Source organism: Flavobacterium adhaerens (assembly GCF_040045115.1).
Lineage (GTDB): Bacteria > Bacteroidota > Bacteroidia > Flavobacteriales > Flavobacteriaceae > Flavobacterium > Flavobacterium adhaerens.
The window spans coordinates 306,349-319,074 of the sequence record NZ_JBDLZX010000002.1 but is presented as its reverse complement, the minus strand read 5'-3'; the positions used below and the strand labels follow the sequence as shown (position 1 = coordinate 319,074).

The 12,726-nt window shown below is 32.1% G+C and carries 12 protein-coding genes; 8 read left to right on the top strand and 4 right to left on the bottom strand.

All coding sequences use genetic code 11. The features are described 5' to 3' along the window. Positions 1–324: 324 nt before the first annotated feature. Positions 325–1,185: a hypothetical protein gene (locus ABEB18_RS04085; protein ID WP_348797805.1), complete on the top strand. Its 861-nt coding sequence runs from the start codon at positions 325–327 to the stop codon at positions 1,183–1,185. A 72-nt stretch (positions 1,186–1,257) separates the two neighbouring features. Here the strand turns inward: ABEB18_RS04085 and rlmN are convergent, their stop codons facing one another. Continuing rightward, positions 1,258–2,301: a dual-specificity RNA methyltransferase RlmN gene (rlmN, locus tag ABEB18_RS04080; RefSeq protein WP_348797804.1), complete on the bottom strand. Its 1,044-nt coding sequence runs from the start codon at positions 2,299–2,301 to the stop codon at positions 1,258–1,260. 558 nt (positions 2,302–2,859) lie between these two features. Between rlmN and ABEB18_RS04075 the strand changes: the two genes are divergently transcribed. The 7 genes from ABEB18_RS04075 (at position 2,860) to ABEB18_RS04045 (ending at position 9,288) form a co-directional block, all read left to right on the top strand. Next, entirely contained in the window at positions 2,860–3,429 is a 570-nt protein-coding gene (locus ABEB18_RS04075) for a YceI family protein (protein ID WP_348797803.1), read from the top strand. Between the two features lie 17 nt (positions 3,430–3,446). Continuing rightward, positions 3,447–4,829: a hypothetical protein gene (locus ABEB18_RS04070; protein ID WP_348797802.1), complete on the top strand. Its 1,383-nt coding sequence runs from the start codon at positions 3,447–3,449 to the stop codon at positions 4,827–4,829. 4 nt (positions 4,830–4,833) lie between these two features. Then, positions 4,834–5,388, top strand: a complete 555-nt coding sequence (locus ABEB18_RS04065; RefSeq protein ID WP_348797800.1) for a hypothetical protein — start codon at positions 4,834–4,836, stop codon at positions 5,386–5,388. A gap of 597 nt (positions 5,389–5,985) precedes the next feature. Further along, positions 5,986–6,549 carry a YceI family protein gene (locus ABEB18_RS04060; protein WP_348797799.1) on the top strand — a complete coding sequence of 188 codons (564 nt, stop codon included), beginning with the start codon at positions 5,986–5,988 and terminating at the stop codon, positions 6,547–6,549. Positions 6,550–6,578: 29 nt separating this feature from the next. Further along, positions 6,579–7,961: a hypothetical protein gene (locus ABEB18_RS04055; RefSeq protein ID WP_348797797.1), complete on the top strand. Its 1,383-nt coding sequence runs from the start codon at positions 6,579–6,581 to the stop codon at positions 7,959–7,961. A gap of 3 nt (positions 7,962–7,964) precedes the next feature. Further along, positions 7,965–8,519, top strand: coding sequence for a YceI family protein (locus ABEB18_RS04050; RefSeq protein WP_348797796.1), 555 nt, complete (start codon positions 7,965–7,967; stop codon positions 8,517–8,519). Positions 8,520–8,646: 127 nt separating this feature from the next. Continuing rightward, positions 8,647–9,288, top strand: a complete 642-nt coding sequence (locus ABEB18_RS04045) for an O-methyltransferase (protein WP_348797795.1) — start codon at positions 8,647–8,649, stop codon at positions 9,286–9,288. Positions 9,289–9,326: 38 nt separating this feature from the next. Here the strand turns inward: ABEB18_RS04045 and ABEB18_RS04040 are convergent, their stop codons facing one another. From ABEB18_RS04040 to ABEB18_RS04030, 3 genes are all read right to left on the bottom strand, one after another. Beyond that, entirely contained in the window at positions 9,327–9,896 is a 570-nt protein-coding gene (locus ABEB18_RS04040; protein ID WP_348797793.1) for a phosphatase PAP2 family protein, read from the bottom strand. Continuing rightward, positions 9,896–10,294: a twin-arginine translocase TatA/TatE family subunit gene (locus ABEB18_RS04035; protein WP_348797792.1), complete on the bottom strand. Its 399-nt coding sequence runs from the start codon at positions 10,292–10,294 to the stop codon at positions 9,896–9,898. The genes ABEB18_RS04040 and ABEB18_RS04035 overlap by 1 nt, the downstream gene beginning before the upstream one ends. 145 nt (positions 10,295–10,439) lie before the next feature. Further along, the gene (locus ABEB18_RS04030; protein ID WP_348797791.1) at positions 10,440–12,689 is read right to left on the bottom strand and encodes a M1 family metallopeptidase; all 2,250 of its coding nucleotides are present in this window, start codon (positions 12,687–12,689) and stop codon (positions 10,440–10,442) included. Positions 12,690–12,726: the final 37 nt, after the last annotated feature.

Genomic DNA, 12,726 nt, shown 5'->3' with positions numbered 1-12,726 from the left:
AATATACTATTTTAAATAAAAAAACGTTATACAATATGTGTTAAGTGTAACTAAAAATTTAATGTGAATTACATCCAAACACTATTCTCATTTTATTTGACAATGCTATCAATCCTTAGAAACAACAACAGAAAACAAATTATGATTATAACTTTAAAAAATAGACTTTAACAGTAAATTTCTATTACTAAAGTACAAATAATTCTGTTTTAAAAATCTGATTAGTTTCGGAATCATTACAACTGCAATCGTTTTCCTTTACAAATGATTGTATCAAAGAATCCCAATTAACCTTTTATCGTAAACTTTAAACCTAAATTAATTATGAAAACAAAAATTTCTATTATTGCTTCTTTAATTGCAATCAGCTTTTTTTTCAGCTGTGATTCAAACGACAAAAACGACAGTAACTCTACCAACAGCGCAATTACAAATGAACAAATTGCAACTGATTCTAAAATTGATGCTGCTATAGATGATGTCACTAATATTGTTGATGATCAATATACAATGAGGCAAAGCATCACTAGCAAGTCAATTACAAAACCAAAAACAATGTTGCCATCATGTGTAACAGTTGCATGGACTTATGCTGATGGTGTATTTAATGGTTCGATTGATTTTGGAACTGAAGGATGTACTTTAGAAAATGGAAATGTATTAAAAGGGAAAATCACTCTTAGTTTTTCAGGAAATTTTGGCACAACTGAACAGAACATAACTTATACATTTGACAATTTTTATCACAATGGCAAAAATATTCAAGGCACAAAAAGCATAACTAGATCTGTAAAAGCAACTGAATTATTGGAAGAAGCACATCCCGTATATGAATATTCGATAGATATGACCATAACTTTTGAAGACGGATCAATATATACTAGAAAAGGAATAAGAACAAAAGAACAAATTGAAGGTTTTGATACTGGAGAATGGATCGACAACGTATATCTAGTTATTGGAAACGAGACAACAGCAATGCCTAATGGCGACAGTTGGTCTAGTACTATTGAAACACCATTACGTTATGAAATGTCTTGCAAAAAACCGTTCCCTGTATCAGGTACTATTATAAAAGTTAAAAATGATATTGAAACAACTGTAGATTTTGGAACTGGCGAATGTGATAATAGTGCGACTGTTACAACCTCAGAAACAACCGTTACAATAGAATTAAAGAAATAGATTTTAGGCAGTAAAAACAGTAAAAGCATTGAAAAGACAAAATCTTTTCAATGCTTTTTTTATTTCTAAAAATTACGCTTCTTTGTTGGCTAATTGACCGCAGGCAGCATCAATATCTTTCCCTCGGCTTCGTCTCACTTTAACAACAACACCAATAGCTTCAAGTCCTTTGATATATGCATTTATCGACTCTTCAGAAGCTTGTTGAAATTCGCCATCATCAATCGGATTGTATTCTATTAAATTGACTTTACAGGGAACGTATTTGCAAAACTTAATCAACGCATCTACAGAGGCTTTATTATCATTAATCCCTTTCCAAACTACATATTCATAAGATACTTTGCTTTTAGTTTTTCGATACCAATATTCTAGGGCTTCTCTCAAATCTTTTAGAGGAAAGTTTTCGCTAAAAGGCATAATCCTAGAGCGAATCTCATCAATAGCTGAATGCAACGAAACTGCCAATTTGAATTTTACTTCATCATCGGCCATTTTCTTTATCATTTTTGGAATTCCAGAAGTTGACACAGTGATTCTTTTAGGCGACATTCCTAAACCTTCATCAGAAGTAATCATTTCAATGGCTTTCATGACGTTATTATAGTTCATGAGCGGCTCTCCCATTCCCATAAATACAATATTGGATAATGGATGATTGTAATACAAACGACTTTCTTTATCAATAGAAATAACTTGATCATAAATTTCGGCAGGTTCCAGATTACGCATTCTTTTTAATCGTGCTGTAGCACAAAAATTACAATCTAAACTACATCCTACCTGGCTAGAAACACAAGCTGTCGTTCTAGTTTCTGTTGGAATCAAAACACTTTCTACCACCAAACCATCGTGCAAACGGACAGCATTTTTGACAGTTCCGTCTTCACTACGTTGCATGGTATCTACCTTGATATGATTGATAACAAAATTATCTTCTAACATTGAGCGTGTTTGCTTAGAAACATTACTCATATCATCAAAGCTATGTGCTCCTTTACTCCACAACCACTCATATACCTGATTACCCCGAAAAGCTTTATCCCCATTTGAGACAAAAAAATCTCTCAACTGATCTTTAGATAAGGCTCTAATGTCTTTTTTATCGATTTGCATGTTGCAAATTTAATGACAATTTATCGAATAGTCGTTTAGTTAGTCATTTTAATAATCCAAAAAAACGTTTAACTGTAAGTACAAATACTAAGAACTTCTAAAAAAAAGATAACAACAACTACCCAAAATGTTACAACCATCAGCCTTAAAACCTTTCTTGTTATTTTAACCAGCAATAAACTACAATTCGTAAAAAAATATTAAAAAATCACCAAATAATATAACTCAAAACAATACTTTAAATAAGACTTATTTATCCTTAATTAAAACACTTCAAAAAACTACAAAAGCCTATTTCACAAGAGATTTGACAGTGTTATAAATAAACACTATCTGTTTCAAAAAAGAAAGAAAACGATATAGCTGAATAATTCATATAAAATTTTAAAAAAATTACAATTTATATATTTAATACAACATGATTTTTATCATATCCTTATTTTCTATTCAGTTCTACCTTCGTACTATCAAAAAAGATGAAAAGATTAACATAAATTAAACTAAAAAATCTTGTTGTAAAAAATTACCAGTTAATAACTATCAAAACTTTAAAAGGTCATGAAATCAAAAATCAAAGCATTCGTCAACCTAATTATTTTAACACTCTTTTTTTCTGTTACTACTCAGGCTCAAAAAACATACAATTTAGATATAAAAACCAGTTTTTCGGTTTCAGGAACTTCGACTTTGCATGATTGGGTTATGCAATCTACAGCAAAAACAGGAACTGCTAATCTAACTGTTAACAATTCTAAATTAGAACAAATCAACAACATCGATATTACACTTCCTGCCGAGAGCATCAAAAGCGAAAAAAAGAGTATGGATAAAGTAGCGTATGGAACATTAAAAACAGACAAATTTAAAAACATCAGATACGTTTTAAAATCTGCTGAAAAAGTAAATGAAACCACTTGGAATCTAACAGGAACATATACCATAGCAGGGGTTTCGAAAGTATTTAAAACACAAGTAAAAAGTACTGTAGCTTCAAATGGAGTTGTAACCCTTCAAGGATCTAACAAAATAACTTTTACAGAATTTGGAATGAAATCGCCAACAGCTATGCTTGGCACCATAAAAACTGGAGAAGACTTAACTATCAAATTTAATTTAAATTTTAATTAATAATAAATACCTAAACCATGAAAAGAATATACCTTTTAGCTGCTGGTCTGTTATCTTTAACAGCAGCAAATGCCCAAGTAACCTTTGGGGACATGCAAAATCAAATCTCTAGAAACAAAGACGCAATCAATGTATTTGATGTTAAAAAAGATGATGCCGAATTCAAAGGGCTAAGCGTTGACTTAGGAGGAGCATTCAATATGAATTTCCAAGCTATAAATTCATTCAATGATCAACCAACAGATTTTCCTGCTCCTTCAGACATTACTGGATATCGATTAGTAAATCTTGAAAACAATTTTACCCTTCCATCAGCTGATATGACTATAGCGGCTCAATTATTTGACGGTGTACGAGTAAACTTAGACGTTTATTTATCTTCTAGACATCATAATGACAGTTATGTAAAAGGAGGATATTTACAAATTGACAAGTTAGATTTCATCAAAAAAGGATTCTTGTCTGATTTTATGCAATATGCAACTATTAAAATCGGTCAAATGGAAAACAACTATGGTGATGCTCATTTTAGAAGTTCTGACAACGGTAATACCATTAGAAATCCTTTTGTTGGAAACAATATTATGAATGCCTTCACTACTGAAATGGGAGCAGAAGTTTACTACCTAAGAAACGGATGGGTGAGCATGTTAGGGGTTACAAATGGGAATTTAAATCAAAGCAATAACGAAGTAACTTTTGCTGCAGGTCCTGACCACCAAACAGCAGTTAGCCCTTCAATCTTAGCAAAATTAGGGTATGACAAACAAATTAATGACGATTTGAGAGTAAGACTTACTGGTTCTTACTACCACAGTTCTAATTTAGGTAATGGAAATATCTATTCTGCAAACCGTTCAGGATTTGGATATTGGGGTGTAATGACCAATAGTGCCTATACTAATAATGGTGCAACTGTTGCTAGTAACTATAGCACAACTGCTACACCAGAAGGAACATTCAACCCTGGATTCAAAAATTGGGCTACTTCTTATATGATTAACCCTTTTGTAAAATTCAAAGGTTTGGAATTCTTCGGAACTATTGAATTCGCCTCAGGAGGAGACAAAGCAGGATATGATGATAAACGTACTGCTGACCAATATGCTGGAGAAATTGTTTACCGATTTGGTAAAAAAGAACAATTCTATTTAGGTGGAAAATACAATACAGTATCTGGAAAACTATCTAATGCCGATGCCAATAAAGTATCTGTAGATAAATTTGAAACAAGTGCTGGTTGGTTTATGACTAAAAACATTTTGGCAAAATTAAATTATGTAAATCAAAACTATAATGATTACTCTCAATTTGTAGGAACTCCAGCTGATGGAAATGCAAACAACTTCTATGGTGGTAATTTTAATGGTTTAATATTTGAAGCTACCATTTCATTCTAAAAAAATGTATTCAAGAATCTCAATAATAGGTTTAGGTTTAGTACTTCTAATTTTATTTGGAAGTGCTAAACCTATCCTTCCCATAATAGAAAACAACACAATTATTATTGAGAAACTTGAAATCGAGATTCAAGGAAATTCTACTATTGGCAAATACAATTGTTCGAATTCACTTTCTTATCGAGATACAATTTATTTAAATTCAAATATAAAAAACAGTCTAAAATCCGAAATAGCCATGAATAACTTTGATTGTGGTAATAAAATAATGGAAAAGGATCTTAGAACCACAGTAAAGGCAAACAAATTCCCAAAAAGTAGCGTAACCATTACCAATATAAAACCTTTTGGAAACAATTATAAATGCAGTTTGAACTTTAGAATTACAGATAAGGTAATTTCATATCAAAATCTCGTTTTAAAAAACAACAAAGAATCTCTCGAAGGAAGTGTAAATGTAAATTTCTCGAATATTGATCTTGAACCTCCAACTAAAATGGGAGGCATTATAAAAGTAAAAGATGAGTTTGTAATTTATTTCAACCTTTACAAAGGATAATTTCTCTTCTTAATTTCATTATTCAATTCAACTCAAAACGAATCGTATGCAAATGCTTATACGATTCGTTTTTTTTTAATTATAATCGAGACAACTTTTACTACATCGATTTATCAAAAAATGAAAACTTTATCATTCAAAAAATTTACAATAAAATAACTTAAAACACACTAAACCATTAATTATATCGAATATTTTTAACTAAAAACAAAAACACAAACAAATAATCAATGTTTTTGTTAATACACCGAAGAATCTTTAATAAAAATATCAGAACATTTTTTTATTCAAAATTCTTTTACTAAATTTCACTTGAATAATTAAACATCAAACACTTACAAAAATAAAAAATTAATTAAAAAAGCAAACAAGATTACATTTATACTCAAAGAAACAAAGCTTTAAGAGATCGAAATAAAATTTGAACTAAATTCTCAAAAAATAATAGCCTTTTAAAAAAAATAAGACAACTAAGAAAAGAATCATTGCCCAATACGCTTGTATCAATAATTACCACAAACACATTCTTAGCTTACCCACAGAAAAACTATATGAAATAAATTTTAATTCATTTTTAACTAATTCAATTAACAAACTATGAAAACAATTATTCAAAATTTTTTGACAGTACTAGTGATGTTTACCTTAGCGTTTACCTCAAACGCTCAAAAGACTTACACCTTAGACTCCAACCCTAGCTTTTCGGTATCAGGTACTTCCACTATGCATGATTGGACAATGAAATCTACATCTGGAACTGGTTCTGCCAATCTAACTGTAACAAATTCTAAACTCGAAAAAATCACAAGTTTGACTGTTACTCTCAACGCAGAAACCATTAAAAGTGAGAAAAAATCTATGGACAAAGTAGCTTATGAAGCTTTAAAAACAGACAAATTCAAAACCATTAAGTATGTCCTCAAATCAGCAACCAAAATCAACGAAACCACATGGAGCCTAACAGGAAGTTACACAATAGCTGGTGTTACAAAAGAAATAAAAACAGAAGTAAAGACAACAGTTACCAATGGTATTATTTCGATGCAAGGAACTAATAAAATTACTTTTAAAGAGTTTGGAATGAAATCACCAACCGCAATGTTAGGTACCATAAAAACGGGTGAAGATTTGACTATTACGTTTTCAATCAAATTCAAATAGATCCAAACAACAACTAAAACTATAACCCTATGAGAAAATTTCAACTTTTAATAATAGCCTTTTTTTCAATTACGATTGCACAAGCACAAGTATCTTTCGGACACATTCAAAACAGAATACCTAGAGATAAAAATGGAATCAATGTATTTGATGTTGTAAAAGACGATGTAGAATTCCAAGGTCTTAGCATTGATATCGGAGGTGCATTTAATATGGATTTCCAAGCAATAAATTCATTCAATGACCAACCAACAGATTTCCCAGCTCCTTCGCAAATTACAGGATATCGTTTAATGAATACTGAAAACAACTTTGTCCTTCCTGCCGCCGATTTGACCATAGGAGCACAATTATTTGATGGTATAAGAGTAAACCTTGATATTTATTTAGCATCAAGACATCACAATAATACGTATGCAAGAGGTGGATACTTACAAATTGATAAGCTAGACTTCATCCAAAAAGGTTTCTTGTCTGATATAATGCAATATGCTACAATTAAAATTGGACAAATGGAAAACAACTTCGGAGATGCTCATTTTAGAAGTTCAGACAACGGTGCCACACTTAGAAACCCATTCGTTGGTAACAACATTATGAATGCATTTACTACAGAGATGGGTATTGAAGTGTACTATAACAGAAATGGATTAGTGAGTATGATTGGTGCCACAAACGGCAACTTAAATCAAAGCACCAATGAAGTTACATTTACGACTGGTCCAGATACCAATACTGGAGTGAGCCCAACAATATTAGCTAAACTGGGTTACGACAAACAACTTAATAAAGATTTGAGAGTCAGACTTACAGGTTCTCTCTATCATAATGCAAACTTAGGCAACTCAAACCTATATGCTTCTTCTAGATCAGGATTTGGTTTTTGGGGAGTATTGAACAATAGTGCCTATAAAAATAATGGAGTTGACGTTCCTACAAGTTTTAGTTCAACTTCTACACCAGAAGCGACATTCAATCCAAACTTTAAAAATTGGGCTACTTCCTATATGTTCAACCCATTTGTAAAATACAAAGGTCTTGAATTTTTTGGAACAGTAGAAATAGCATCTGGAGGAGACAAAGCTGGTTATGATGACGAACGTACTGCTAACCAATATGCTGGAGACCTTGTTTACAGATTTGGAAAAAAAGAACAATTTTATATTGCTGGAAAATACAATACCGTATCTGGAAAACAATTAAATTCGGATGCTCAAAAAGTTACTGTAGAAAGATTCGAATCAAGCATTGGTTGGTTTATGACTAAAAACATAATTGCCAAATTAGATTACGTTAATCAAAGCTACAAAAACTACACACAATTTATTGGAAACGTACCAACTGGAAACGCAAACAATTTTTATGGAGGTAAATTCAATGGTTTAGTATTTGAAGCTGCAATTTCATTCTAAAGTATGAAAAAAAAGTTTCTTATTACATTAATAGGTTTAGCGCTTTCGTTTTTAGCAGGAAGTGCTAAACCTATTTCACTAAATCCTCCTCAAAACATTATCGTTATTAAGGAAATTAAAATTGAAATACTGGGTAACTCAACAGTTGGAAAATATCGATGCGATTGTCCTCACACTTTTACAGATACAATTGATTTAAATTCCCATACCAAGAATAGTTTAAAATCTGAAATCGCAACTAACAATTTTGATTGCGGCAACAGAGTCATGAATAAAGACTTAAAAACCACGATCAAAGTAACCAAATTTCCTAAAAGTACAGTTTCGATAACCAACATTAAGTCTTCTGGGGTTGACTACAAATGCAATTTGAAATTAACAATAACCGACAAAACTCTTAGCTACAACAACTTGGCATTGAAAAATACTAAAAATTCCTTAGAAGGTACAGTAAGCGTAAAATTTTCGGATTTAGCGCTAGAACCTCCAACCAAAATGGGTGGCGTTATAAAAGTAAAGAACGAATTTGTAATTCACTTCACTTTATACAAGTCATAGTTCACGATTATTACATTCAGCATATCATTTTCCAAATCTAAGCCAGCAAGTCTAAATCCAAAAAACAAAAACCTCTTTTTTGAATATCAAATGAATATCTTTGCACAAAATTCAATATTCATCAAAAATGCATTTCATTTCTCAAGATTTAGAAGATTACATCGAACAACATTCTGAAAAAGAACCTGAATTATTAGCAGCTCTTAACAAAGAAACCTTTCAGAAAATATTATTACCTAGAATGCTAAGCGGTCATTTTCAAGGAAGAGTTCTGAGTATGCTTTCTAAACTGATTCGACCATTAAACATCCTTGAAATTGGAACCTACACTGGCTATTCTGCCTTATGTTTATGCGAAGGAATACAAGAAAACGGGCAATTACACACAATTGACATCAAAGAAGAATTGATTGACTTTCAGCGCAAGCATTTTGACAAATCACCTTGGGGGAAACAAATCACACAACATTTGGGAGAAGCAATTGACATTATCCCAACTTTAGATTTAAAATTTGATTTAGTTTTTATTGATGCCGACAAAGAAAATTACATCAATTATTTTGAAATGATTTTACCAAAAATGAACAAAGGAGGAATCCTTTTATCCGACAATGTTTTATGGAGCGGTAAAGTTCTTGAACCAATACATCCAAATGATATTAGCACCAAGATACTGGTAGAATACAATCTGATGCTCAAAAATGATCCGAGAGTAGAAACTGTTTTGTTACCTATTCGTGATGGACTTACCGTAAGTAGAGTCTTGTGATATACAAATTATGACTTTATAAAGAAATCCCGAATCAACTAAATGTTGTTCGGGATTTTTTCTTTAAAAGTATATTGATATGCTTTATACGTTATAAAACCTAGTATAAAACCACACACATACCCAGTAAAAATATCCAAAGGATAATGCAAACCTAAGTATATTCGGCTATAAGCAAACACTAATGGCCATATAAAAAACAATCCGAAATACTTAATTTTATCTTTAAAAATAAGATATAAAAAAGTAGTTACTGCTAATGAATTGGCTGCATGTCCAGAAAAGAAACTAAAAGAGGTACGTGTTTGAACTGCTCTAATGATTGTGTTGATTTCTGGATTATTACATGGTCTAGGGCGCTGAATTGTGTCCTTAACAAAATTGGTAATTTGATCCGTTACAAAAACCAAAACCCCAATAAACAACAACACATAAAGCGTTTGCTTAAGTCCAATTTTGGTATAAATAACATACAATAAAAACAAAAAAATTGGAGTCCAATATTCCTGTTTGGTAATAATACCCCATAAACCATCGTAAGTTTCGGAACCGAAACTATTAAGGTAAATTAGTAATTGAGTATCAAGAGAAAGTAGTTTTTCGAGCATTATCTATGACGTTTTATAGGACCTGTTAAATCATCTAGGATTGTAGTTCCATCTGGATTTGTGGCTCCACTAGCAACACTTTCTTTAGTCTTGATGACTTCAGAATTGAATGTTTCGGTAATATTATCGAGTGTGTTAGTAGTGTCTCCCAAAAGATTTGATTTGACTTTATTAATTTCTGAATTGATTCCACCTGTTAAATTATCCAATGATGCTTTATCAAAACCATTTTCTTCGGCCCCCTTTTGAATTTCGCTTTTAATATCATTGGTTGCATTTTTAAGCTGCGCCATTGCTTTCCCCATTGTTCTAGCAATTTCAGGTACTTTATCAGATCCGAAAAGCATTAATACAACGAACAGAATAAAAATTAATTCGCCTCCTCCTATTCCAAACATAATTTTTGTGTTTATTATGGGCAAAGATATTAAAAAAAGTTACTAAGCTTCTATGATTCTAAGATTCTAAGTTTTTTTTAACTTCCAAATTTTAGCATCCTTTAGCTTAGTAACTTACTACTTTAGAATATATAATCCTTATTTCTTAATCAAATTTTGATTTCACCTCTACTTTTGGCCATGAATTATTAGTTACATCAATATCTGCGGTTTCCAATTTAGGATCAACTTGAATTTGTTTTATAGCCTTTGAAGTAGCAAATACTTTTTTTGCCGTTTCATTCCCTCTTCTCCAAATTTGAGCTGGATATTTATAATCATCAATCGTACCGTCTTCATAAGTGATCTGAACAATGATAGGCATTGGCATTCCTCCTGGTTTATTAAATTCTACTTCGTAAAAATATTTAGGGTTTTTTAAATTTGCTTTTTCTTCAGGAGATAGGTTTTGACTAACATAATCGGCAAGTAATTTTACTTCCTCTAGTTTTAGTCCTTTTTGATCAGCTGGATTCAACTCTTTATTTTCACCATCAACTAGATAAACAAAAGGACCTGTTTCAAATCCAAAACGTCCTTTTCTTATTTTAGCATTTTTCAAAGCTGCAGTAGGCGTTTCGGTTACAAAATATTGTTTCACATTATTAATACCAATATCCACAAAGTCTGTAGTATAAAACCATCCTCTAAAAAACCAATCCAAATCTACTGCCGAAGCATCTTCCATTGTTCTAAAAAAATCTTCTGGAGTTGGGTGTTTAAACTTCCATCTGTTAGCATAAATCTTAAAAGCATAATCGAACAACTCACGCCCCATAATAGTCTCCCTTAAAATATTTAATCCTGTAGCAGGCTTTCCGTATGCATTGTTTCCAAATTGAATGATATTTTCAGAATTAGACATAATAGGCTCTAACATTTTTTGATCCCCACTCATGTAAGGAATAATATTCTTGGCTGGGCCACGTCTAGAAGGAAAATTAGTCCCCAATTCTTGCTCCGCCATATATTCCATAAAAGAATTCAACCCTTCGTCCATCCAAGTCCATTGGCGCTCATCAGAATTTACAATCATTGGAAAGAAATTATGTCCCACTTCGTGAATAATTACGCCTATCATTCCGTTTTTTATTTGAGTAGTTGTTACTCCATTTTCATCAGGACGACCGTAGTTCCAGCAAATCATTGGGTATTCCATCCCTTGATCTTCTGCAGAAACCGATACCGCTTTTGGATACGGATAATCAAAAGTATGAGAAGAATAACTTTTTAGAGTATGAGCAACGGTTCTTGTTGAAGTTTCGCCCCAAAGCGGATTGGCTTCTTTTGGATACACCGACTCTGCCATAACCACTTTACTCTCTAATTGTACAGCCATTGCATCATAAATAAATTTACGAGAAGAAGCTATCCCAAAATCCCTAACATTTTTAGCACTGAATTTCCATGTTTTTTTCTTATCCGAAAAACCTTTTTCTGCTGCTTCTGCTTCTGCTTGAGTCACAATCACCACCGGATTGTCAAAAGATTTTTGAGCTTTTTCGTATCTTTTTACTTGTTCTGACGTAAACACTTCACTTCTATTAACCAACTCTCCAGTTGCATCTACAATATGATCGGCTGGCACAGTGATATTTACATCGAAGTTCCCAAAAGGCAGAGCAAATTCGCCTCCTCCCCAAAATTGCATATTTTGCCAACCTTCGACATCATTATAAACCGCCATTCTAGGATAAAATTGTGCTATTACATAGAGCCTGTTTCCGTCCTTTGGAAAAAATTCGTATCCTGAACGACTATTACTGGTTTCTTTTTGATAATTATTGATATTGTACCACCATTTTGTCGAAAATGTAATTTTATCACCTGGCTTCATAGGAGTCGCCAAATTGATACGCATCATGGTCTGATTAATCGTATAAGACATCGGATTTCCTTTGGCATCTTTTACATATTCTATATTAAAACCGCGTTCTAAAGCAGGTCTTAAATATTCATTTGAAAATTTCTCTGGAGTTAAAACTGATTCGATTTTGTCGCTTTCAGCCAATGGTGTTTGAGAATTTTTAGCCCCTTGATTTTGATCTAATTGTAGCCATAGATACTCTAAAACATCAGGAGAATTATTATAATAAGTAATGGTTTCAGAACCACTTAACTTAGCATTCTTATCGTCTAGTTCTATATCAATTTTATAATCTGCCTGTTGCTGGTAATAAGCAGGACCAGGCGCACCAGCTGCCGTACGAAACATATTGGGCGTAGCCAATAAATCATACATTTGACTAAATTTATTAGTATCAGTTTTACCAGCTTGTTTAACTGCAGGCGTTTCTGTTTTTTCTTGTGCCCATAAAAATGTTGGAAGAACAGCGAATAATAAAAATTTTCTCATATAATAAAACGGAATTGTTTTTCAGCGGTGAAAATAG

What these genes read in the sequence shown, in the direction of transcription:
- ABEB18_RS04085 (WP_348797805.1), top strand. Translation starts at nt 325, where the DNA reads ATGAAAACAAAAATTTCTATTATTGCTTCTTTAATTGCAATCAGCTTT.
- rlmN (WP_348797804.1), bottom strand. Translation starts at nt 2,301, where the DNA reads ATGCAAATCGATAAAAAAGACATTAGAGCCTTATCTAAAGATCAGTTG.
- ABEB18_RS04075 (WP_348797803.1), top strand. Translation starts at nt 2,860, where the DNA reads ATGAAATCAAAAATCAAAGCATTCGTCAACCTAATTATTTTAACACTC.
- ABEB18_RS04070 (WP_348797802.1), top strand. Translation starts at nt 3,447, where the DNA reads ATGAAAAGAATATACCTTTTAGCTGCTGGTCTGTTATCTTTAACAGCA.
- ABEB18_RS04065 (WP_348797800.1), top strand. Translation starts at nt 4,834, where the DNA reads ATGTATTCAAGAATCTCAATAATAGGTTTAGGTTTAGTACTTCTAATT.
- ABEB18_RS04060 (WP_348797799.1), top strand. Translation starts at nt 5,986, where the DNA reads ATGAAAACAATTATTCAAAATTTTTTGACAGTACTAGTGATGTTTACC.
- ABEB18_RS04055 (WP_348797797.1), top strand. Translation starts at nt 6,579, where the DNA reads ATGAGAAAATTTCAACTTTTAATAATAGCCTTTTTTTCAATTACGATT.
- ABEB18_RS04050 (WP_348797796.1), top strand. Translation starts at nt 7,965, where the DNA reads ATGAAAAAAAAGTTTCTTATTACATTAATAGGTTTAGCGCTTTCGTTT.
- ABEB18_RS04045 (WP_348797795.1), top strand. Translation starts at nt 8,647, where the DNA reads ATGCATTTCATTTCTCAAGATTTAGAAGATTACATCGAACAACATTCT.
- ABEB18_RS04040 (WP_348797793.1), bottom strand. Translation starts at nt 9,896, where the DNA reads ATGCTCGAAAAACTACTTTCTCTTGATACTCAATTACTAATTTACCTT.
- ABEB18_RS04035 (WP_348797792.1), bottom strand. Translation starts at nt 10,294, where the DNA reads ATGTTTGGAATAGGAGGAGGCGAATTAATTTTTATTCTGTTCGTTGTA.
- ABEB18_RS04030 (WP_348797791.1), bottom strand. Translation starts at nt 12,689, where the DNA reads ATGAGAAAATTTTTATTATTCGCTGTTCTTCCAACATTTTTATGGGCA.